This window comes from Pedobacter sp. GW456-11-11-14-TSB4, from assembly GCF_059424425.1.
The window spans coordinates 257,279-280,996 of sequence record NZ_JBWKZK010000002.1 but is presented as its reverse complement, the minus strand read 5'-3'; the positions used below and the strand labels follow the sequence as shown (position 1 = coordinate 280,996).

Annotated in this window: 20 protein-coding genes and 1 tRNA gene; 16 read left to right on the top strand and 5 right to left on the bottom strand. The window is 35.1% G+C overall.

What is annotated here, in order from left to right; genetic code table 11:
* Window positions 1-19: 19 nt before the first annotated feature.
* Window positions 20-1,051, top strand: a complete 1,032-nt coding sequence (locus AC07XU_RS08630; protein WP_494943237.1) for an LLM class flavin-dependent oxidoreductase — start codon at window positions 20-22, stop codon at window positions 1,049-1,051.
* A gap of 97 nt (window positions 1,052-1,148) precedes the next feature.
* Here the strand turns inward: AC07XU_RS08630 and AC07XU_RS08625 are convergent, their stop codons facing one another.
* Both AC07XU_RS08625 and AC07XU_RS08620 read right to left on the bottom strand, forming a co-directional pair.
* On the bottom strand, window positions 1,149-1,775 hold the full coding sequence (locus tag AC07XU_RS08625) for a DUF4468 domain-containing protein (protein WP_494943236.1): 627 nt from the start codon (window positions 1,773-1,775) through the stop codon (window positions 1,149-1,151).
* Between the two features lie 257 nt (window positions 1,776-2,032).
* Window positions 2,033-2,106 (bottom strand) — tRNA-Ile (locus AC07XU_RS08620).
* A 66-nt stretch (window positions 2,107-2,172) separates the two neighbouring features.
* On the opposite strand from AC07XU_RS08620, the gene AC07XU_RS08615 reads away from it, so the two are divergent.
* The gene (locus AC07XU_RS08615) at window positions 2,173-2,808 is read left to right on the top strand and encodes an HAD family hydrolase (RefSeq protein WP_494943235.1); all 636 of its coding nucleotides are present in this window, start codon (window positions 2,173-2,175) and stop codon (window positions 2,806-2,808) included.
* On the opposite strand, the gene AC07XU_RS08610 is transcribed toward AC07XU_RS08615, so the two are convergent.
* The gene (locus tag AC07XU_RS08610) at window positions 2,803-4,080 is read right to left on the bottom strand and encodes a carboxypeptidase-like regulatory domain-containing protein (protein ID WP_494943234.1); all 1,278 of its coding nucleotides are present in this window, start codon (window positions 4,078-4,080) and stop codon (window positions 2,803-2,805) included. The genes AC07XU_RS08615 and AC07XU_RS08610 overlap by 6 nt on opposite strands.
* A gap of 17 nt (window positions 4,081-4,097) precedes the next feature.
* Here AC07XU_RS08610 and AC07XU_RS08605 point away from each other — a divergent pair, with 17 nt between their 5' ends.
* Window positions 4,098-4,415, top strand: coding sequence for an Mpo1-like protein (locus AC07XU_RS08605; RefSeq protein WP_494943233.1), 318 nt, complete (start codon window positions 4,098-4,100; stop codon window positions 4,413-4,415).
* A 118-nt stretch (window positions 4,416-4,533) separates the two neighbouring features.
* Window positions 4,534-6,807: a catalase/peroxidase HPI gene (gene katG / locus AC07XU_RS08600; RefSeq protein ID WP_494943232.1), complete on the top strand. Its 2,274-nt coding sequence runs from the start codon at window positions 4,534-4,536 to the stop codon at window positions 6,805-6,807.
* A gap of 851 nt (window positions 6,808-7,658) precedes the next feature.
* On the opposite strand, the gene AC07XU_RS08595 is transcribed toward katG, so the two are convergent.
* On the bottom strand, window positions 7,659-8,843 hold the full coding sequence (locus AC07XU_RS08595) for a proline dehydrogenase family protein (protein ID WP_494943231.1): 1,185 nt from the start codon (window positions 8,841-8,843) through the stop codon (window positions 7,659-7,661).
* A gap of 97 nt (window positions 8,844-8,940) precedes the next feature.
* On the opposite strand from AC07XU_RS08595, the gene AC07XU_RS08590 reads away from it, so the two are divergent.
* The 10 genes from AC07XU_RS08590 to AC07XU_RS08545 all read left to right on the top strand — a co-directional run bounded on the left by AC07XU_RS08590 (window position 8,941) and on the right by AC07XU_RS08545 (window position 19,062).
* Entirely contained in the window at window positions 8,941-9,147 is a 207-nt protein-coding gene (locus AC07XU_RS08590; protein WP_494943230.1) for an RNA-binding S4 domain-containing protein, read from the top strand.
* Entirely contained in the window at window positions 9,147-10,205 is a 1,059-nt protein-coding gene (gene aroB, locus AC07XU_RS08585; RefSeq protein WP_494943229.1) for a 3-dehydroquinate synthase, read from the top strand. The genes AC07XU_RS08590 and aroB overlap by 1 nt, the downstream gene beginning before the upstream one ends.
* Before the next feature lies 1 nt (window position 10,206).
* Window positions 10,207-11,136 carry a sterol desaturase family protein gene (locus AC07XU_RS08580; protein ID WP_494943228.1) on the top strand — a complete coding sequence of 310 codons (930 nt, stop codon included), beginning with the start codon at window positions 10,207-10,209 and terminating at the stop codon, window positions 11,134-11,136.
* A gap of 611 nt (window positions 11,137-11,747) precedes the next feature.
* Window positions 11,748-12,179 (top strand): endonuclease domain-containing protein, encoded by a 432-nt coding sequence (locus AC07XU_RS08575; protein ID WP_494943227.1) that lies wholly within the window; start codon window positions 11,748-11,750, stop codon window positions 12,177-12,179.
* 696 nt (window positions 12,180-12,875) lie between these two features.
* A complete protein-coding gene (locus AC07XU_RS08570) occupies window positions 12,876-13,712 on the top strand; it encodes a prephenate dehydratase (RefSeq protein WP_494943226.1) in 837 nt (278 codons plus the stop codon).
* 106 nt (window positions 13,713-13,818) lie between these two features.
* Window positions 13,819-14,955 carry a chorismate mutase gene (locus AC07XU_RS08565; protein WP_494943225.1) on the top strand — a complete coding sequence of 379 codons (1,137 nt, stop codon included), beginning with the start codon at window positions 13,819-13,821 and terminating at the stop codon, window positions 14,953-14,955.
* 78 nt (window positions 14,956-15,033) lie between these two features.
* A complete protein-coding gene (gene aroA / locus AC07XU_RS08560; protein WP_494943224.1) occupies window positions 15,034-16,314 on the top strand; it encodes a 3-phosphoshikimate 1-carboxyvinyltransferase in 1,281 nt (426 codons plus the stop codon).
* Window positions 16,315-16,441: 127 nt separating this feature from the next.
* Window positions 16,442-17,527, top strand: a complete 1,086-nt coding sequence (gene aroC / locus AC07XU_RS08555; RefSeq protein WP_494943223.1) for a chorismate synthase — start codon at window positions 16,442-16,444, stop codon at window positions 17,525-17,527.
* 70 nt (window positions 17,528-17,597) lie between these two features.
* Entirely contained in the window at window positions 17,598-18,212 is a 615-nt protein-coding gene (locus tag AC07XU_RS08550) for a DUF1684 domain-containing protein (protein ID WP_494943222.1), read from the top strand.
* A gap of 103 nt (window positions 18,213-18,315) precedes the next feature.
* On the top strand, window positions 18,316-19,062 hold the full coding sequence (locus tag AC07XU_RS08545) for a LytR/AlgR family response regulator transcription factor (protein WP_494943221.1): 747 nt from the start codon (window positions 18,316-18,318) through the stop codon (window positions 19,060-19,062).
* Between the two features lie 223 nt (window positions 19,063-19,285).
* Here the strand turns inward: AC07XU_RS08545 and AC07XU_RS08540 are convergent, their stop codons facing one another.
* Window positions 19,286-21,709, bottom strand: coding sequence for an alpha-ketoacid dehydrogenase subunit alpha/beta (locus tag AC07XU_RS08540; RefSeq protein ID WP_494943220.1), 2,424 nt, complete (start codon window positions 21,707-21,709; stop codon window positions 19,286-19,288).
* A 183-nt stretch (window positions 21,710-21,892) separates the two neighbouring features.
* On the opposite strand from AC07XU_RS08540, the gene AC07XU_RS08535 reads away from it, so the two are divergent.
* Together AC07XU_RS08535 and AC07XU_RS08530 are read left to right on the top strand one after the other, a co-directional pair.
* Window positions 21,893-22,285, top strand: a complete 393-nt coding sequence (locus AC07XU_RS08535) for a DUF1573 domain-containing protein (protein ID WP_494943219.1) — start codon at window positions 21,893-21,895, stop codon at window positions 22,283-22,285.
* Between the two features lie 111 nt (window positions 22,286-22,396).
* Window positions 22,397-23,596 carry a pyridoxal phosphate-dependent aminotransferase gene (locus tag AC07XU_RS08530; protein WP_494943218.1) on the top strand — a complete coding sequence of 400 codons (1,200 nt, stop codon included), beginning with the start codon at window positions 22,397-22,399 and terminating at the stop codon, window positions 23,594-23,596.
* Window positions 23,597-23,718: the final 122 nt, after the last annotated feature.

Here is a 23,718-nt window from a genome sequence, read left to right as displayed (position 1 = left end):
TGAATATTAAAATAATAGTATGGAATTAGGAATTGGAATGTTTGGAGATTTAGCCTTTGATGCAAAAACTGGTAAAGCAAGAGCAGCGCAGGTTAAATTACAAGAGATATTAGAACAAATAAAATTAGCGGATGAGATTGGCTTAGATGTTTTTGGTTTAGGCGAGCACCATAGACCAGATTATGCTGTTTCGGCTCCAGAAATTGTGTTGGCAGCAGCAGCGAGCATTACAAAAAACATTAAATTGTTTAGTACTGTTACTGTTTTAAGCTCAGCAGAACCAGTAAAAGTTTATCAAGATTTCTCTACGATAGATTTAATCTCTAATGGCAGAGCAGAAATTGGAGTTGGTAGAGGAAGTTTTATTGAATCGTTTCCCCTATTTGGCTATAATTTGAAGGATTATGATCAACTGTTTGAGGAAAAACTCGACTTGCTGCTAAATATCAATACCAACGAGGTGGTAAATTGGAAAGGTGAACTTAGGGCACCATTAATTAATCAACAAGTTTTACCAAGAGCAACAAAAAATGGAAAATTGCCGATATGGATTGCCGTTGGAGGTACACCCGAGTCGGTATTAAGAGCTGCGAAATTAGGCCTGCCTTTAATTTTAGCAATCATCGGCGGTATGCCAAAACAGTTTAAGCCATTAATTGATTATTATAAACAAGAATATCTAAACCATGGGCACGATATTGCAAACATGCAAATTGGCATCCATTCGCATAGCTTTTTAAGCAATGAAGCCGAAATTATTGCTGATTATTTTAATAATTATGCTGCACAAATGAACAGAGTTGGGGCATCTAGAGGTTGGCCACCTTACGCAAAATCGCAATACGATGGCGGAAGAAGTAAAGAGGGTTCCTTATTTATTGGTGATGTAAATGAAGTAACTGATAAAATTTTATACATGCACGAATTGTTTGGTATAACTCGTTTTATTGGCCATATGGATGTTGGAGACCCAACGCACAAAAATATGATGAAAGCAATAGAATTATTTGGTAAAGAAGTTGCACCAGCAGTTAGAAAAGCGGTTGAGTAAATATTTTTTTATTAAGTTAGGCTTATTTTCCAATTAAACTACATTCAAGTTTAATATCATGTTTACGAACTTTAGCAATTCATAATATTTAAACCAATTAAAAGTCATCATTAATCTTCGCTCGTTTCACATTAAAAATGTCCGTGAGATGCATATCGATATATTTTAAAATACTTTCTATTTGGCTATTATCTTTAAACTCAGTTCTCTTTTTGCGAGTTACTGCATCGTCAATCATATAACTAGATCTGTCACTTAAAACTTCCACATCTTTGAAATACATATTTGTCACTATAACCCTATATCTATTATCCTTTACTTGAATAATTACATTTGCAACTAAAGGATAGTTTAATACCATCGAGGTACCCATCAAAGTACCTCCAAATTTTCTATAATTAATTACAGTGCCATTTAAATTTCCATTAATTTTATCATGACTTAAAGCATCAAGCTTAAATTCAAATTTCGCAATGTTGGGTAATGATAACTTTAAAATATTTATTAACTCATTTTTCTTTAGCTCAACCTCAAAAACCTTTGAATAAATAACTTCATTATTTTTAATAATAATAGAAGTTCCTGCTAAACTATCTTGCGTATTAATTGATAAGGTTTTGCCAGCGATTAATTGCTTATTAGATTTGCCACTGCCATAAACATCATCTCGTTGGGCACTTACAAATACTGGAAATAAAAAAAGGACGATTAATATTTTTTTCATGATAATTGAGAGGATATTTCTATGTAAAAATAGAAATTGATAACATATATTTAAAAAACTTTTATAACCTTCAAATAGATGTAAAGGAGAAAAGCCTTTCAATCCTGAAACAGATTTTAATGTTTTTGCCCATTAGCAACACGGGGCATAACAAATCTATTGTCTAAAAAGGTTAAATAATAAATTTAAAAACGTGTGTTACAACGTGTGCTAAAAATAAAAAACCGCTTTAAACATATGTTTAAAGCGGTTAATTGTGCGCCCACCTGGGCTCGAACCAGGGACCAAAAGATTATGAGTCTTCTACTCTAACCAACTGAGCTATAGGCGCCGGAAAACGTATTAGGTTTTGCGAGTGCAATGTTACATATTTGCATCGAATTTTGGAAACCATTTTATGGAAAAAATTAAAAATATTATTTTCGATTACGGCAATGTGATCTTCGAAATCAATTTTAAACGCACTCAAGATGCTCTTTTACAATTAGGTATCTCTAATCCTACAGAATTTTACGGACATAGAAATCAAAATCCTATTTTCGATAATTTTGAAATGGCTGGTGTTACTGCAGATGAATTTAGAGCTGAAATTAGAAAAGAAGCCAATAATTTAGCTTTAACAGACGAACAAATTGATGAAGTTTGGAACAGTTTATTAATTGGCGTATCGGCAAATAACCATGATGTATTGCTTGAAGTGAAAGAGAAATACCGCACTTTTTTATTGAGCAACAACAACGAAATTCACTACAATTGGATCATCAAACATATTCAAGAAAATTATGGCATTGATAATTATGATGCATTTTTTGAAAAAGCTTACTTTTCTCAATTAATGAAATTACGCAAGCCTAACGTAAATATTTTTGAACAGGTAATTAAAGAAAACGATTTAAATCCTGATGAAACGTTATTTATTGACGACAGTCCGCAGCACATTGAAGGTGCTAAAAAAGCTGGCTTACATACTTTGTTAATGGATATGCATCCAGAAAAATTAAAAGAATTTTTAGTTTCTCACCATATTCTATAACACTTTTTTAGGATAATAATCAAAGGGTAACATTCCAGCAAGTCTTCTTTCATTCATATCGCCATAAATGTATATCCCCATATCAGGATAATATCCATTTTCTTGAATGTTAATCCCATTTTTTTCGTAAAAAACCATATATGAATTCCAGTATAAATAGCTAACGGTTGTTTTTTCTAATATTTTAAAATCTATTCCGTTTGGTTCAAACTTTTTAAAGGCAACTGTCTTACCACTTTTCTTTGGATCCAAATTTTGGTACACCGTCATTAGTGTGTCCGAAGTTTGAAAGTTAATAAATCTGGGATACGAAGATCTTGTAGACACATCTGAGGCAGCTAGTCTAACTGTATCAAAACTTAAATAATTCTCCTGATTTAAAATTTTTTTATAATATTCAAGTGTATCAGGGTTAGTTATTAATTCTGTTATATTAATACTTGGATAGGTTTTGTTAGCATAAGCATATTCTATCTTACTTTGTACATTCCTTAAAACCCTAAATTTTTCTAAGTTTGATATAGAACTAAACTTAAATATTGAAAATCCATTTTGTGCTAAGCTATCTTGAAACAACGAACGCATAAAATGCATATTTGACCCAAAATATAAAAATCTACGGTTTTTCTCTGCTAACTCATTTTTTGCTTTTGGTAATTCCAATTTTTCGAAAAAAACAGAATATTTAAAATCGATATCATTTGTTTTAAAACTGTAAATAAAATTATCTAATTCTAATTTTACTAAATAGCCCAAAGCCGGATTTTCTATTAAAATAGGTTTAAGCGCAACAACATCTAGCTTTCCCTCTTGTTTATTATAATTAAAATATAACACCTCAGGATTCTGAATCTTGCATCTCAGACTAACAACAGGATAATTTCCTATTAGGTTTCTGGTAAAAACATCAATCCATTTCTTTCTAACAGCTTTACTTTCTTTATTGCCCTTTATCACAACTTCATTTAAAATGTTATTAGCAACAATTAATTCTACTTTAATATCGATATTGCTTTCTACCTCCTTAACAACTATCCTCTTTTTGTAACCTACATGAGAAAACACCAATTCAATTTTTCCGCCAGTTGGGCTATATATTTTAAACGATCCATTGTCATCAGTAGCTGTTCCAACAGTTGTATTATTAATATATATACTAACACCTGCTATATTTTTTTTAGTTTTATCATCAACTACTTTTCCAGAGATGAAGTATTGTCCTTGAGCTTGTACAGAAACAAGTAAAAAAAGATAAATGAAATATTTATACATATTTTAAATATAAAACAATGAACAAAAAAAAGTACAAATCTTTAAAAGAATTTTATCCATTTTATTTGTCGGAACATAAAAATCTAACTAGCAGGATACTTCATTTTATTGGTACAGGTTTAGTTATTTTATGTTTAATAGCAGCAGTTCTATTTCACAACTGGCAATTCTTTGTAGCCATTCCGTTTATCGGTTACGGTTTTGCTTGGGTTGGCCATTTCTTTTTCGAAAAAAATAAACCAGCAACATTTCAGTATCCTGCTTACAGTCTTGCAAGCGATTTCATGCTTTTTTGGGATTTGTTAAGTGGCAATCAACCATTTAAAACTAAATAGCTTTTAACTATACCCTCATAGAAAAAAGGTGTTTGATTTTGCGCCTAAGCTTTGCTAATTTTAAAAAAATCGAAAGCCAATAATGTTGGCAATCATTACCTTATTAAATGTATTTATTATGGAAGATAAAGGAAACGACATCAGCAAATGCCCATTTCACAATGGCAGCATGAATAACAGCACTGTAATTGGTGGTACTAAAAACCGCGATTGGTGGCCTAAACAATTAAAACTAAATATTCTTCGCCAACACTCGTCACTTACCAACCCAATGGGTTATGATTTTAATTATGCCGAAGCTTTTAAAAGTTTAGATTTAGAAGCTTTAAAAGCAGATTTAACAGTGCTGATGACCGATTCGCAAGATTGGTGGCCTGCTGATTTTGGCCATTACGGTGGTTTGTTTATTCGTATGGCATGGCATAGCGCAGGTACTTATCGTGTTGGCGATGGGCGTGGTGGCGCCGGACAAGGGCAGCAACGTTTTGCTCCTTTAAACAGTTGGCCAGATAATGTGAGCTTAGATAAGGCTCGTCGTTTACTATGGCCAATCAAACAAAAATATGGCAAGAAAATATCTTGGGCAGATTTGATGGTTTTAGCTGGAAATGTTGCTTTAGAATCAATGGGTTTTAAAACTTTTGGTTTTGCTGGAGGAAGAGAAGATGTTTGGGAAGCGAGTGAGGATGTATATTGGGGAGCTGAAAAAACTTGGTTAGGTAACGATGAGCGTTACAGTGTGGGCGCCGAAGGTGTAGCAGATAGAGGTGTTTTGGTTTCTGATGATGATGCCAATGGCGAACAGCACTCTCGGGATTTAGAAAAACCTTTAGCCGCAGCACATATGGGTTTAATTTACGTTAACCCAGAAGGACCAAACGGTAACCCCGATCCTATCGCCGCTGCAAGAGACATAAGAGATACTTTTGCCCGTATGGCAATGAATGATGAAGAAACTGTAGCTTTAATTGCTGGTGGACATACATTTGGTAAAACACATGGCGCTGCAGCATCAGAACATGTGGGTGCAGAGCCTGAAGCAGAAAGTTTAGAACACCAAGGTTTTGGATGGAATAATTCTTATGGTTCTGGTAAAGGTGCAGATACCATTACCAGTGGTTTAGAAGTTACATGGACCACTACGCCAACGCAATGGAGCAATAATTTCTTCGAAAATCTTTTTGCATTTGAGTGGGAATTGACAAAAAGCCCAGGTGGTGCGCACCAATGGGTGGCTAAAACCGATCAAGAAATTATACCAGATGCTTTTGATGCCAATAAAAAACATAAGCCAACTATGCTTACCACAGATTTATCTTTGAGGTTAGATCCAGCTTATGAGAAAATATCAAGAAGATTTTTAGAAAACCCTGATGAGTTTGCAGATGTTTTTGCTCGTGCTTGGTTTAAATTAACACACCGTGATATGGGGCCTAAAGCTCGTTACCTAGGTGCAGATGTGCCAACAGAAGATTTGTTATGGCAAGATGTTATTCCTGCTGTAAATCACACCTTAGTGGATGAAAATGATATCTCTTCATTAAAATCTCAAATTTTAGCTACAGGATTAAGTGTTGGACAATTGGTTTCTACCGCATGGGCTTCGGCTTCTACTTTCCGTGGTGGCGATAAACGTGGTGGAGCAAATGGAGCTCGTATTCGTTTGGCACCTCAAAAATATTGGGCAGTAAACACAGCTGGCTCGGTTGATAAAGTTTTAACTTCTTTAGAAAGTGTACAACAGCAATTTAATAATGCACAAGGTGGAGATAAAAAAGTTTCATTAGCCGATTTAATTGTTTTAGCTGGTGTTGCTGCGATTGAAAAAGCTGCACAAGAAGCTGGTTTGGATATTAAAGTGCCTTTTACAGCTGGTCGCATGGACGCTTCGCAAGAGCAAACAGATGTTGAGTCATTTGGTTACTTAGAACCAGCTGCTGATGGATTTAGAAATTATAGAAGAACGAGATCAAAGGTAGTTACCGAAGAATTATTAATTGATAAAGCACAACAACTTACCTTAACAGCTCCAGAATTAGCAGTTCTTGTGGCAGGTATGCGTGCTTTAAATGCAAACTTTGATGGTTCTAAAACTGGCGTATTAACTCACCAGCCAGAAAAACTAACGAACGATTTCTTTGTGAACTTATTAGACATGAGTACACAGTGGAAAGCTGCAGATGATCATAACGAAATGTACAATGGCTTAGATCGTAAAACGGGTGAGGTGAAATGGACAGCTAGTCGTGCTGATTTAGTTTTTGGATCGAACGCAGAATTAAGAGCTATTTCAGAAGTTTATGCAAGTGCTGATGCTAAAGAGAAATTTGCTAAAGATTTCGCTGCCGCTTGGCACAAAGTGATGAATTTAGATCGCTTTGATTTAGCTTAATTTTTTCTTTAAATACTGAAGTTTAAAAAGGGTTTCCAAGAGATTGGAAGCCCTTTTGTGTTATTAGTATTTGATATAAAATAAGTGAAACTAAAAATTTTAAAAACTTCCTCCTATATTAGATTATCGGAAGACTTGGTGAAGTTTTTAAAGTAAAAGATTAGGGTATAAATGAGTTATGCGTAATTAAAAGATACAGCTAATTTAGTTGCAATCTCTAAAAATTTATTAGATGATGCTTAGCTTTATAATAATTCCTAACTTTTGGTGTTAAATTATTTAGAAAAAACATTAAAGTGAACCCAGAAAAAAAAGAAAAATTTAAACTATGGATCAAAAAGCTTGGCTTTTGGGGTTTTATGTTTTTCTTGGTAAAAGGTTTAGTTTGGTTGGCAATTGGATATTTTATTGTAAAGTAGCCTATGCTAAATTTCTCCAAACGTATTTAATCTCGGAATTACCACCCCGCCCTTTGGGCACCCCTCCAAAGGAGGCGAATTGAGTTCGTAAACCCTCCAATAGATAAGAGGATAGTCAAAGACCAGGTTTTCTAAACATCAGATTATTGTTTTGTTTTAAGACATGCAACTTGAGTTATTTGCACAACATTTTCGTTCATAAACCCGATTTAGTGGAAATCCTTTTTTGTTTTTGCCCTGCGTCATACCGAATGAGGAACGATTGAGGTATCTGTTAGTTCAATGCTACTGTCTTACAGATTTCTCCTACCGTCGAAATGACGAAAAAACAAAAAAGATTGAAACGAGAGCGGGACTGCATTAACCGATAAGCACTGGCTTCAATTTTCAAATCAATAAGCTTCATCTTTGGTCTTTCTCCTTTACTCCTTTCTACAACCTCCTTCTAGCTTTTTCTCTGCTAATTAACCCCAACTCTCTACCTGTTTGCCCTGCTACAGAAGTATTTTCTTGTGCTCTGCGGAATAAATAAGGCATAACGGCTTTAATTGGCCCGTAAGGAACATATTTAGCTACATTGTAACCAGCATCAGAAAGGTTAAAGCTCAAATTATCGCTCATGCCCAATAATTGAGCAAAATATACATGTGGATGGTTATGAGGAATATTTTTTTCGTCTATGAGATAAGTTAGCAAGCGAGAACTTTCTTCGTTATGCGTACCGCAAACAATGGCAATCTGATCGATATGTTGTATACAAAACCTTAAACTTTCATCGTAATCTTTATCTGTTGCCGCTTTATCTGGCTGTATTGGCGATGGATAACCCAACTCTGCAGCACGCTTACGTTCTTTTTCCATATACGCACCACGAACCATTTTTACACCTAAAATAAACCCGGTTTCTTTGGCAATTAAATAATCAGCTTTTAAATCAGCCAGTTTATCATGGCGGTACAGTTGATAAGTATTGTAAACAATAATTCCCTGTTTGTTAAATTTGGTCATCATTTCTAATGCGAGCTCATCAATGGTATTTTGCACCCAACTGTCCTCAGCATCAATCATTACGGGCACTTTTTTATCAAAGGCAGCTTGGCAAATTTTTAAGCAACGGGCTTTAACACGATCAAATTCTTTTACCTCATTTGCAGTTAATTCCTGCTTGGCATCTAACTTTTCTAACAACTCAAACCTACCAATACCAGTAATTTTAAAAACGGTAATAGGAACTCTCGGGTCGCCATCTGCCCTATTTATGGTTCTAATAATTTCTTCGCAAGTAAAATCAAAAACCTCTTCTTCGTCTTCTCCTTCCACAGAATAATCTAAAATTGTACCCACCTTACCTAAATTCAATTGCTGTATCGTATGTTCACAATCTGCAATAGTTTCGCCGCCGCAAAATTGTTTAAATATGGTAGCTTTAATTGCTCCCTTAATTGGAAAGCCAACGTTTAATAAAAAATTAGTTATCGGCGGACCAACATTTGTTAAGAAATTACTACTTATAATTTTAAATAACCAATAAGCCTGGTTGAGTTCTGCGTTAGATTTATTGCGAAAAGCGATTTCAGTATTATCGAAATTGATGTTTTTTTTAGGAGATTGTTCCATTTCGGTATTTTGGTTAGTCAGAAGAGTGCAAAAATATAAATAACTGCCATTGTTATACTAAAACAGATTATAAATTAATTGTAAATTTGTAGCCACAATGATAAAGTTCAAACTCGAAGGCGAATTTATTCCGCTAATTGCACTGTTAAAAGCTACCGACATGGTGCAAAGCGGTGGTGAAGCTCAATCTGTAGTAGAAGAAGGCTTAATTAAATACAATGGCACGGTTGATTACAGGAAACGCCTTAAAGTTAGGGTTGGCGATAAAATTGAGTTTTTAAGTAAAGTAATTGAAGTAATTTAATGGAACCGATTAAAAACGCCGATCATTTTATCCATTTCGAATCTAACCTTGCTCCTTTAAAAGATATTTTAGATCAGAAAAAATACAGTAAGGTTTTTGTTTTTGCAGACACCAACACATCTGAGCATTGTTTACCCGTTTTTAGGTCGATGCTTGATGATTTGGGAGATTTTGATATTATTGAAACCGACCCAGGAGAAGAAAACAAAAACATAGATTTTTGCATAGGTATTTGGAAAACACTTTTAGACTTTGGCGCCGACCGCAAATGCTTAATGATTAATTTAGGTGGCGGTGTAATTACCGATATGGGCGGTTTTGTAGCTTCTACTTACAAAAGAGGGATTGATTTCATCAACATTCCAACTACTTTATTATCTCAGGTAGATGCTTCTGTGGGCGGTAAAACTGGTATCGATATAGATAATGTTAAAAACATGGTAGGCACATTTTCGCTGCCACAAGCTGTGTTTATCGAAACTGTTTTTTTAAATACGGTTTCTAAAAGAGAATTATTATCTGGCTTTGCAGAAATGATTAAACATGGTTTAATTAAAGATAAAGCCTATTACGAAAGATTAAAAACCAGCAATTATCAAGCTTTAGCTCCAGAAGAAATTTATCGTTCTATAGAAATTAAAAACGAAGTTGTTACTGCAGATCCTTTAGAAAAAGGTTTGCGTAAAATTTTAAACTTTGGGCACACTATTGGGCATGCTGTAGAAAGTTATGCCTTAACCAATAGCAAAAAACCTTTAACCCATGGCGAAGCAATTGCTATAGGTATGGTTTGTGAGGCACATTTATCTGCTAAATATTGTAATTTAACCGAAGGTGAATTGGCAGATATCAGCGAGTACATATTGTCGATTTATCCAAAATATAACATTAAAGAAAAAAGTTTTGAGACGCTGTTAACACTAATGCAAAGCGACAAAAAGAATGAAGATGGACAAATTATGTTCTCTTTATTAGATCAAATTGGCGAGTGCGTTTTTAATTGCAGAGTTACCAAAGAAGATATTTTAAACAGCTTAATTTATTACAATAGTTTATAAAATGACATTTACCGGGAGCGATATTTCTGTTGGAGGATTATTTGGTTTTGTGATCGTACTAACTTTAGTAGAAATGTACATTAGTTACGTACACGATAAAAAAATCTACGAAAAAAAAGATACGTGGACCAATATTTACTTAATGACGGTTGCTGTAGTCATTAATTTGGGTATGAAAACAGCTACCTTCTTTTTACTAGAGTATTGCTACCAATTCAGGTTATTTCAAATTTCTAACTTTTGGATTTATTGGATTGTTTTAATCCTTGCGCAAGATTTTTTATATTGGTTTTTACACACCGTTGGCCATTATGTGCGCTTCTTTTGGGCTATGCATGTAACGCACCACTCGTCAGAACATTTTAACTTAACTACAGGTTTTCGCTCAACGGTATTCGAGCCTTTGTATCGTGTTTTCTTTTATCTGCCTTTGGCTTTTATGGGTTTTACGGCACTAGATATTCTTTTTGCTTATTTGGTAACTCAAATTTATGGCAACTTGGTACATACTCAAGCCATTGCTAAAATGCCAGCTTGGTTCGAATATATTTTTGTAACCCCATCACACCATCGCGTTCATCATGCTAGCAATGTGCGTTACTTAGATAAAAACATGGGCATGGTTTTAATTTTGTGGGATAGGTGGTTTGGTACATTTCAGGAAGAATTACCAGAAGACACTATCAAATACGGGTTAACTACACAGCCAAAAGATACCGGACCAGTAAACATCATTTTTCATGAGTTTATAGCTTTAAAAAACGATGTGAAAAAAGCACCAACTTTTAAGGATAAGGTTAAATACATCTTAAATCCACCAGGTTGGAGCCACGATGGTAGTACGAAAGTTGCAAAAATTATGCAGCAAGAACTACATGAGCAAGAGAAAGCAGAGCGCAAAATCATCAAATCTGATCAGTTTTTGAAGTAGACTTAAAAGATAGCGCTTTCTTTTTATAGCATTCTTGAAGACGTAAGATGTCAAATTTTCATCAATTGATGCAATCTGCATTTTAAGATTTTTTTTGAAAGTTAAAGTTCTGAACTTTTGGCAAAACCTGCCCTGCTTTTCGCTATATCTTTTTTGTTTTACACTTGTGCCCACTCCACTATAGGCAAGCACTCAGTGTGGAAAAAAAGGATATCGCTTCAATCAGGCTTAAATAACAAAGTCAGTATTTCATTGGAAGATTAAGCCTTACCCCCCCAACCCCCGCCAGTCAGACTACAACGAAACTCAAATTAAGCAACTTTAAAGCTATGCAACTATGCTGTCCCCCTCATTGAGGGGGCTAGGGGGAGGAATATAAAAAAGTCAATATAAAAACTAGTCTAAAAACCACCCCCAACCCCCGCCAGCGGGGGACATTGGATGCATAGCCCCTCAAAGTTTCATTAGTATACTATTTCACAGAATTCATTTATATCAACATGCTCACTCTGCAACTTCAAAGGTATGCGGCCTGCTGTCCCCCTCATTGAGGGGGCTAGGGGGAGGAACTATAAGTAAAATATATAATTAATTATTAGCTTTAATAGCCAATGGAAAAAGCTAAGAAAGATAATTTGTACCATTACAATGAAAACCTTCGAGATTTTGCTAATGCAAATCGTAAGGATATGACTAAGGCAGAAGCCTGTATTTGGAAGTACCTTTTAAGTGGAAAACAAATGATGGGTTTTTCTTTTAGAAGACAGCGGCCTGTATTAAATTACATTGCAGATTTTATGTGCAAGGAACTGATGCTGATTATCGAAATAGATGGAATAACTCACCAATGGGAGGATGTTTCAAAAAACGATATAGTAAGAACTGAAAAATTAGAAGAAATTGGATTTACCATAATCCGTTTTAATGATGACGAAGTACTAACTGATATGAAAAATGTAAATCAGACAATCTGTTTTTACATTGAAGATTATTTAACAAGAACCACCCCCAACCCCCGCCAGCGGGGGACACAGGATGCATAGCCTCCTCATATTGTAAATTTATAGCACAAAATAAAATAACCTGATTGACTATTTGCAGGTATGAAACTCTGCTGTCGCCTGTTTAAGAGTTTACTACGATTTATAGGAGGTTTTAAGAATTGTTTAACCAAAATTTCAAATTACAATGAAACTCAAACTATGCAACTTTAAAGGTGTGCAACTCTGCTGTCCCCCTCTAGAGGGGGTAAGGGGGAGGAATTTGCAATTATGAGGGGCAAAAACCCAGCCAAGCACCACTACCATTGTAATATAAACCCGACAGTCGTGTAGGTATTTGTTTTGCGAATTTTTATAATTCTTAACGTGGTAATGTCGAAGCACAAATACCGAAACCATGGCGGGGCTGCAATTGCGATGTAAGACTAACATTGTTTTTCAATTAATTTTAATCGTATGAGCAATAAATGAACCAGTTCACAAAACAGACTTTTTGTAACAAAATTTAATTTTATTTAAATTATTTTCACTTGCCTATTGACAAAATTAAATTTTGATTGTACATTTGACACCAAGAAAGAAAAAATGCAATTAACAAACACATATTACTTTGGTTACTTTTACTATTTTAGTAAGAGCCGGGGCTAGTATGCAAAACGATAGATAAAAATATTAAAATGTATAACGAAAAGTCCCGGCCAAAAGCTGGGACTTTTTTTGTTTAACGCTTACGCAACAATGAAAACAAAAAAACCAAGAGTAGCCATACAAGGCATCAAAGCATCTTTCCATGAAGAAGCTGCATTCAAATTTTTTGGCAGAGACATAGAAACTATTGAATGTACTTCGTTTAAGCAAACTTGCGAGGTGCTAGAAAATGATGGCGCTGACTTTGTGATTATGGCCATAGAAAACTCTATTGCTGGTAGTTTATTACCAAACTATACGCTAATTAGAGATTATAATTTTGCAGTATTCGGCGAGGTTTATTTGCCAATTCAGTTGCACTTAATGGCCTTACCAGGCGTTAAATTTGATGATATTAAATTTGCAACCTCTCACCCAATTGCCATTAGACAATGTGTTGATTTTTTTGATGACTATCCAAGTATCCAAGTAATTGAAAGTAGCGATACTGCTGCTTGCGCTAAAAAAATTAGAGATGAGCAATTAACTGATACTGTTGCGATTGCAAATACTTTGGCTGCAGAACTTTATGGTTTAAACATCATCGAACGCAGAATAGAATCTAACAAGAAAAACTATACCCGTTTTCTAATTTTACAAAAAGATAAAACCGAAGACAGCAAGAAAATTAACAAAGCATCTATTTGTTTCCAAGTGGGCAACCATGTTGGTGCATTATCAAAAGTGTTAAATATCTTCGCCGAACTTAATGTAAACTTAACTAAAATACAATCTATGCCTGTTTTAGGTAAAAGAAACGAATATTACTTTTATGTAGATATGGAATGGAAAGACATGGAAAATTATGATACCGCCATTCGCAAAGCGCTAAAATACACCGTAAACTTTAACATTATGGGCGAATACGAAAAGAACGACAAGGTGTAAAAAAGTCGGAAAGTCGATAGTCGGAAAGTCCGAAAGATAAAAACAATAATAAATCCAAATACGCATAACTCATTACACAATACTAAAACTTTAAATCCCAATAAAAATGAAATTAGAACTAAACATCCAACCATTAAACACTTGGATTGACATCAAGAACGAACCATTATTAATCTCTGGACCATGCAGTGCAGAAACTGAAGATCAATTATTATCTACCGCACATTTATTAAAAGCTACAGGAAAAGTTAGCGTTTTAAGAGCCGGTATTTGGAAACCACGTACACGCCCAGGAGAATTTGAAGGTATAGGAAGCATTGGTTTAGAGTGGTTAAAACGTGCTAAAGCAGAAACCGGATTACCTACAGCAGTAGAAGTTGCCAATGCAAAACACGTTGAAGAAGCTTTAGCTGCAGGTGTTGATATTCTTTGGATTGGTGCTCGTTCTACAGTAAACCCATTCACAGTTCAAGAAATTGCAGATGCTTTAAAAGGTGTAGACATCCCAGTATTGGTAAAAAACCCAGTTAACCCTGATTTACAATTATGGATTGGAGCTTTAGAGCGTATCAACAAAGCTGGTATTACTAAATTAGGTGCTATTCACCGTGGTTTTTCTTCATTCGAGAAAAGTGCTTTCCGTAATGAACCAATGTGGGAACTGGCCATTCAATTGAAAACGCTATGCCCAGAATTGCCAATTATTAACGATCCAAGTCATATTTGTGGTAATAGAGAATTGATACCTTACATTTCGCAAAAGGCCTTAGATTTAGATATGCAAGGATTAATGATCGAGTCGCATTTAGACCCATCAGTGGCGTGGACGGATGCTAAGCAACAAGTTACTCCAGCAGCTTTAGCAGAAATGGTAAGCAAATTCTCATTGCGTAAACCAGAATCTAAAAACGAAGAGTTTGCTGATAAATTAGCTGATTTAAGAAAAGAAATTGATAAGATTGATGATTTAGTTTTGCAAAAATTAGCAGAGCGAATGAGCATTACTCAAAAAATTGGTGAGTTTAAAAGAGATAATAAAGTAACTATTTTGCAGGTTAACCGTTGGGATGAAATTATGCAGAAACGTACTTCATTTGCTAAAGCTTTAAAATTAGATGTAAACTTTACAGAGAAATTTTTAGAATTGGTACACGGAGAATCTATTCGTCGCCAAACAGAAATTATGAATGCCGGTAAAGTTGCAGAAGGAATAGCAGCTGAAGCGCATGCTGAAGTAAAATAGCGAGCAGCGATAAGTGTTTTGCGTTCGCTACGCCACACGCCAACCGCTAAACAATTTTAACTAAGAAAATACATCAGAATGTCTAAAAACGTATTGCTTTCTTTTAAAGGAAACAAACAGATTGATACCGAAATAAAGTTAACTGGCTCAAAAAGCGAATGCAATAGAGCTTTAATTATCAGTGCATTAAGCAATGGAAGTGTAAGTGTAGAAAACCTATCTGTTGCTGCTGATACAGTTACGCTGAACAAAGTTTTAAATGAGTTGAGAGAAAAGAATTTGGAGTTGGAAAAGGACGCTAAACCCTCAACCCTAAACCCTAAACTTGTAGATATCGGTCCGGCAGGAACAGCAATGCGATTTTTAACAGCTTTTTTAGCCATACAGAACGGTAATTTTTTATTAACCGGTACTGAAAGAATGAAACAAAGGCCTATTGGGATTTTGGCCGAAGCTTTAAAAAGCATTGGAGGGAAGATTTCTTACGCAGAAAATGAAGGCTTCCCTCCTTTGCGGATTCTTGGTCCTTTTGAGCAAACCACTAAAGAAGTTAAAATTAAAGGCGATATCAGCAGCCAGTATATTTCTGCCTTGCTCATGATCGCACCTTCTCTCCCACTTGGTTTAAGCTTAGTAATTGAAGGCGACTTAACCTCTAAACCTTATGTAGAGATGACGTTGGCCATGTTAGAGCAAGTTGGTATTAGAAATGATTGGCATGAAAATACCATCACCATTGAGCCTCAAACTTTCAATACGGCTAAACTTTACGTAGAACCAGATTGGAGTGCCGCATCTTATTGGTATTCAATAGCAGCATTGTCAGATGAAGCTTCTATTTTCTTGCCAGGTTTAAATGGATATAGCTTGCAGGGCGACAGCAAAATCACTGAAATTATGGCGAATTTTGGTATCACTTCACAATTTAAAAATGGTGGAGTTTTCCTTAAAAAAGAGCCTAAACAAATAGAAAGAAAGATTTTCGATTTAAAAGAATGCCCTGATTTGGCGCAAACTATTGTAGTTATTTGTGCTGCTTTAGGTCATGATGCTACATTTACAGGCTTAGAAACTTTAAAAATTAAAGAGACTAATCGGGTTTTAGCGCTCCAAACCGAATTAGCCAAAATTGGTGTTAAATTTATCGAGAAAAATCTGAGCTATAAGTTAGATTGCTCGGGTTTACATTTTCCGGATAAAGTAACAATTAGCACCTATGAAGACCATAGAATGGCAATGGCTTTTGCTCCCTTAGCTTTAAAAATTAAGGAAGTAGAAATTGAAGAAAAACAAGTTGTAGAAAAATCTTATCCTTACTTTTGGGATGATTTGGAGAAGGCGGGTTTTAGTATCAAGTAGCGAGTATCAGGTATCAAGTAGCGAGTAGCGAGTATCAAGTATCAAGACAAAGTTTCAAATTCAGATTTTGAAGAAAGGTGTGGGAAAGTTCCAATCTAAAATCTAAAATCTAAAATCTAAAATTAAAATGGCAGGCAATACATTCGGTAAATTATTTAAAATCACAACATTTGGAGAATCACATGGTGTGGCTATTGGAGTTATAATTGATGGCTGTCCGGCGGGATTAAACATTGATATCGATTTTATCCAATCAGAATTAGATAAACGGAAGCCTGGCCAATCTAAAATTACCACGCAACGAAAAGAAAGTGATATAGTTCAAATTCTTTCGGGCACATTTGAAGGTAAAAGCACCGGAACACCAATTAGTTTATTGATCCCAAATGAAGATCAACGTTCTAAAGACTACGGGCACAATGTAGATGTTTATCGCCCTTCTCATGCAGATTATACTTACGATGCAAAGTATGGTATCCGCGATCACAGAGGTGGAGGAAGATCATCTGCTCGTGAAACCGCAGCTCGTGTGGCCGCAGGAGCAATTGCAAAGTTATTGTTGAAAGAAAAAGGTATCGAAATCTTTGCTCATGTAACCGCTGTTGGTCAAATAAATGCTCCAAATTTTGATACAAATAACTTAACGGAAGCATTAGCCATTAGAGAAGAAAATATTGTGCGTTGTGCAGATCCTGCTACCGCAAACCAAATGATCGATTTTATTGATTCAGTTAGAAAAGATGGCGATACAGTTGGTGGAAAAATTGGATGTATCATAAAAAACTGCCCTGTTGGATTAGGTGAGCCAGTTTTTGATAAGCTACATGCAGATCTAGGAAAAGCAATGTTGAGTATCAATGCTGTTCACGGATTTGAATATGGATCTGGTTTTGCTGGAAGCGAAATGAGAGGTTCAGAACATAACGATGTGTTTTTAGCTGGAGATAAACCCAAAACTTTAACCAATTATTCTGGCGGTATTCAAGGCGGGATCAGTAATGGCATGGATATTACTTTTGTTACCGCTTTTAAACCTGTAGCAACCATCATGCATAACCAGCAAACCATTAACGCTGCTGGCGATGCTGCTGAAATTAAAGGCAAAGGCAGACATGACCCTTGTGTTGTGCCACGTGCTGTAATTATTGTTGAAGCCATGGCCGCTTTAGTTGTTGCAGATCACTTATTAAGGCAAAGAAGTAATAGAGTTTAAGTGGTTCATTTACACATTGAGCATTAGTTCGATTGCGCATAAATACATTTACTTTTCAATTTATTAGGCTATGAAATTTCTTGCTATTCTATTGATATTTTTCAGTTCTACTGCATTTGCTCAAGATTATAAAGCGCAAATTGAAAAACATAGAGAGGAATATAAAGCAGATTTTATCAAAGAAACTAGATCTCCATTAAAGGAGAGCGATTTAAAAAATCTTCATTTTTTTGAACCTGATAGTACTTACAGGGTTACAGCAAAAGTTAAGCGACTAAAAAATCAAAAGATATTTAAAATGCCAACTTATGATGGTAGCAGCAAAGAATTTATCCGCTATGCGAAAGTTAAATTTGTACTAAACGACAGATTTTTAGAATTAACGCTGTACAGAAACATCAGTTTAATGAGTAATCCGGCTTACAGGAATTTACTTTTCTTACCTTTTACTGATGAAACCAACAATATTACAACTTATGGTGGCGGAAGATATATTGATTTAGATTTAACAGAAATCAAGAGAAATAAACTCGAAATAGATTTTAATAAGTCTTATAATCCGTATTGTGCTTACAGCGATGGCTACCGCTGTCCTGTACCTCCAGAAGAAAATGATTTAACTACAGATATAAATGCTGGAGAAAAAAATTATACAGGATCGAAGAAAAAATCATTAAGCAATTGATTTACAAAATATTGCAATTCAACACCAACTTTTAGCGCTAAAACATCTTATTAACCTAAACAAAAATTTCATTTGAAAGCATTTTTAGCTATATCTTAGCTTTATGTCTATTTACGAATGTTTAATAGTTGATGATAATGAAATTGAACGAGATGCAATTGAAATGTATTTACGTAAAATTCCAAACCTTAACATTGTGGCAACTTGTAGCAATGCATTAGATGCTATTGAAGCACTTCGAAATAAACACATTGATATTGTATTTTCTGATATTGATATGCCAGAATTATCTGGAATGGATTTACTAAAAAGCATTAAAAACCCTCCAATATTTATCTTCATTACTTCTTTTGCAGAATATGCAACCGAAGGTTTTAATTTAGATGCACTAGATTTTGTTGTTAAACCAGCAACTTTCGAAAGGTTATTAAAAGCAAGCAATAAGGCTATCGATTATTTGGAGTTAAAAAAAGCTGTGGGTAATAGCACAGAAATTCAGCATACAGAAAAAGATACCGACGATTATTTTTATATCAAAGAAACAAAGGGTTTTACCAGATTAAGTTATGCAGATGTAATTTATATCGAAAGCATGGGCGATTTTTCTAAAATTTACACCGCCAACAACAAACATATTACTTTGGTTAATCTTAAAAATTTAGAGCGCCAACTTCCAAGTATTTTTGTAAGGGTTCACAAACAATTTATTATAAACCTCAATCAAATTGCAACGGTAGCAAATGCCGAGATCTATCTAAACCATAATTATACCGTACCAGTTAGTTTACTAAATAAACATGATTTGATGGAAAAAATAAGTAAAAAGGCAATTACCAGACACGGTAAATAAGCTATTTTAACCTTTTAACCAGTTTATTTTTATTCAATCCTTGGTTAATTAAAAACAAAATAAAATTTCCTACGAACCTTCCAATAACTCCAAATTTTGTAGATTTCATATCATATAATAGCTTAATTATAAACTAAATATGATGATAAAAATTAAATCATTTTAATGAAGTATACCAGCAAAGGTAGATAATCGATTAACTACGGATTTTTAAAGATACAGCCTAAAACAACTTAGGAAATTTTGCAGCGTTCGCTTCATTCATCATTGCATAAACCGCCTCAATTACATCATCTACCGATGGCTTAGAGAAATAATCTCCATCAGAACCATATGGCGGACGATGCGCCTTTGCTGCCAAAGTTTTCGGTTGTGCATCCAATAAATAATACCCTTGTTGAACTTCTAAAATTTGCTGTAAGATATAAGCCGAAGCACCTCCAGGAACATCCTCATCAACTACTAAAAGCTTATTAGTTTTAGCTAATGATTTTTTGCAAAGCTCATCTGTATCAAATGGCAATAAAGTTTGCGGATCGATAATCTCGATTGAAATTCCCAAATCTTCTAATTCTTCAGCAGCTTCCTCTACAATACGTAAGGTAGAACCATAAGTAACTACTGTAATATCTGTACCCTGTTTAATAATTTCGGATTTGCCTAATGGAACGGTGAACTCACCAACATTATCAGGTAACTTCTCTTTTAAACGATAACCATTTAAACATTCTATAACTAAAGCCGGTTCGTCTGATCTGAAAAGCGTATTGTACATCCCAGCAGCTTGTGTCATGTTACGTGGCACACAAATATGTAATCCGCGTAGCGAACCTAAAATCATACCCATTGGCGAGCCAGAATGCCAAACACCTTCTAATCGGTGACCTCTGGTACGTACAATTACTGGTGCCTTTTGCCCAGCTTTGGTACGATAAGATAGACTTGCCAAATCATCACTTAAAATGTTTAAGGCAAATAGTAAATAATCTAAATATTGTATTTCGGCAATTGGTCTTAAACCACGCATAGCTAAACCAATACCTTGGCCAACTATGGTCATTTCTCTAATGCCAGTATCGGTAACTCTTAATTCGCCAAATTTTGCTTGCAAACCTGCAAATCCTTGGTTTACATCTCCAATGTTTCCTAAATCTTCACCAAAGGCAACTAAACGTGGGTCTCTGCTAAAGTTGCTATCAAAACATGCGTTTAACAATTCTCTACCATCTAACATTTTACTGTCTTCGCTGTAAATTGCAGGTACATTATTCACTAAAAACGGACTTTCAATTCCATCGGTAAATAACTTAGAGCTATATTTTTCTTCGTTAATATCAGCTAGTTTCTGGTACCATTTCACCAAAACATCACGCTCTGCTGATGGCAAATTCACACTCTGGCGAATGGCTTTTCTTGCAGATGACATTACTTCTCTACGCAAAGCATCTGGTGTAGAAGCTAATTGAGCAGCAATTTTAGTTAAAATCGGATTACCATTTGCAAAAGCATTGATCATATGTATAACCTGAGTTTGCTCTTCTTTAATGCTCGATAAAAATTCGTTCCAAGCTTCTTTCTGAACTTCTTTCACAAATTTCTTTGCAGTATCTTCTAATTCATCAAGCTCTTCTGCAGTAGCAATGGCAGATTCGATCATCCATTTACGCATTTGCACAATACAATCGTATTCTTTTTCCCAATCTAAACGATCTTTAAGTTTGTATCGCTCATGTGAGCCAGATGTAGAGTGCCCTTGCGGTTGTGTAACCTCAGTAACATGTATCAATACAGGCACATGCTCTTCTCTACAAACATCAATTGCTCTTTGGTATGTTTCGCATAAAGCGGGATAATCCCAACCTTTTACTTTAAATATTTCATAACCGTTTGTACCTTCTTCTCGCTGAAAACCTTTTAAAATTTCAGAAATATCTTCTTTAGTAGTTTGATATTTGGCCGGCACAGAAATACCGTAGCCATCATCCCAAACAGACATTGCCATTGGTACCTGTAAAACACCAGCTGCGTTTATTGCCTCAAAAAATACACCTTCAGAAGTAGATGCATTGCCAATGGTACCAAAAGCAACCTCATTACCTTCAACAGAAAAATTCTTTAAATAAGCTAACTCTGGGTTTTGTCTAAACAATTTAGATGCATAAGCCAAGCCAACCAAACGAGCCATTTGTCCGCCTGTTGGCGCAATGTCTGATGAACAATTTTTAATATCAGTTAAATCTTTCCAAGTGCCATCATCATTTAAAGAACGTGTTGCAAAATGGCAATTCATTTGTCTACCAGCTGATGAAGGATCTGCCTCAACGCTTGGATTTGCATACAATTGCGCAAAAAACTCCTTAATTGTAGAAATACCTGTAGCAAATGCAAAGGTTTGATCGCGGTAGTAACCCGAACGCCAATCGCCTTTTTTAAAAGCTTTAGCCATTGCAATTTGTGGCACTTCTTTACCATCGCCAAAAATACCAAATTTGGCTTTTCCGGTAAGCACTTCTCTTCTACCTAATAAACTTGCTTGTCGGCTCTCAAAAGCGATTTTATAATCGTTTATCACGATTAATTTAAAGTCGTCAAAACTCAATTCCGAAGCGTCAATCTGATTTGTAGTAAGCTTGCTATTTGACTTCATGGGCTTATTGGTTAGGGCTCAAAGATACAATTCTTTCTAATTATGATTGAATAATCTGTGTAATATAAATATTGGAATACTTTTTGTTTAACATTAAAAACATTAAATTTGTTACTATCAAGAAGATAAAGAAATAAAAATATTACAGCTAAATCTTCTTGATTTATATAAAAACACAAAAACATGAAAAAGTTAATTTTAGTAGTAGCCTTAGTATTTGGAATTGGGATTGCGGCAAATGCACAAGCTAAACCTGCAGAATTTAAATTCGAAACAGAAACTTACGATTTTGGTAAAATTCCTTTAAATAAAGCAGCAGTTTACACTTTTAACTTCACCAATACTGGTGATGCTCCTTTAATTATTTCTAATGTAGAAACTACATGCGGTTGTACAGTACCAGAATATTCTAAAACGCCAATTAAAAGCGGCGAAAAAGGTTTTGTGAAAGTTACCATTACGCCAGTTGGAGCAGCTCTACCCTTTAACAAACAAATTACTTTAACCTCAAATGCTCGCCAAACTACTAAAGTTTTAATCATTAGAGGTCAATCGGTAGCCGGCGCTACTAAATAAAAAAGCAACAAAATATTAGTTAAACCTCATCAAACGATGAGGTTTTTTATTTTCATCATTATTTTACACTTAAAACTCCAATAATATCATGGGGTTTTTTATTTTTGTGGCATGCCAAAAATATCAGAAAAAGGGGTTCAAATGCCCGCTTCACCCATCAGAAAATTAACCCCATTTGCCGACAAAGCTAAAGCTGCAGGTAAAAAAGTTTATCATTTAAATATTGGTCAGCCAGATATTGCTACACCAGAAGGAATGTTAAACGCCATTAAAAATATAGATTTTGATGTTTGGGCTTACACTCCATCTGAAGGAACATTAGCATACCGAAAAAAACTAACTGAATATTACAATAAATTAGGCTACAACATTACGCCAGAAAACATATTGGTAACGGTTGGTGGCTCAGAAGCCATTACCATAGCCATGCAAACTTGCGTTAATGAAGGTGATGAAATCATCATTCCAGAGCCTTTTTATGCCAACTACAATGGTTTTGCATGCATGAGCAATGTAGTTGTTAAACCAATTTTATCATTCATCGAAAATGGTTTCGCACTACCTCCTATTGCCGAGTTCGAGAAATTGATAACTGATAAAACCAAAGCGATTATTATCTGCAATCCAAACAATCCAACTGGCTATTTATACAGTAGAGAAGAGTTAGAAGCATTAAAAGCGCTTTGTTTAAAATACGATTTATTCTTGTTTTCTGACGAAGCTTACCGTGAATTCTGTTATGATGGTAGAGAATTTATCTCGCCAATGCATTTAGATGGATTAGAAGAAAACGTAGTAATTATGGATACAGTTTCTAAACGTTACAGTGCTTGTGGCGCTCGTTTAGGCTGTCTAATTACCAAAAACAAGGAAGTAATTGCATCTGGCTTAAAATTCGCACAGGCTAGGTTAAGTCCGGGTATGGTAGAGCAAATTGCTGGCGCTGCCGCAGTTGATACACCAGATAGCTATTTTGAGGAAGTAAACAAAGAATATACTTTACGTCGTGATACTTTAGTTGGCAGATTAAACAACATAGATGGCGTTTTTTGTCCGAACCCAGGTGGCGCATTTTATGTGGTAGCAAAATTCCCTATTGATGATGCCGATGCTTTTTGCCAATGGATGTTGGAGAGTTTTGATCACAATGGATCAACCGTGATGATGGCACCTGCAACTGGTTTTTATTCGAGCGCTGGCGCAGGCAAAAACGAGGTTCGTATGGCTTATGTGTTAAATACCGATGATTTAAATGCAGCAATGGATTGTTTAGAAGCTGCTTTGCAGGAATATCCAGGTAGAACGGCTTAGATTGTTAGGTTTAGGTGGCTAGCTAACATTACTCCTTTCATCTGCCCGTCAAATCGAACGCAGCGCAGCGAGGAGATATCTCATGATTATACCTAAATTAATTAGAACAGAAATGCCTTGTT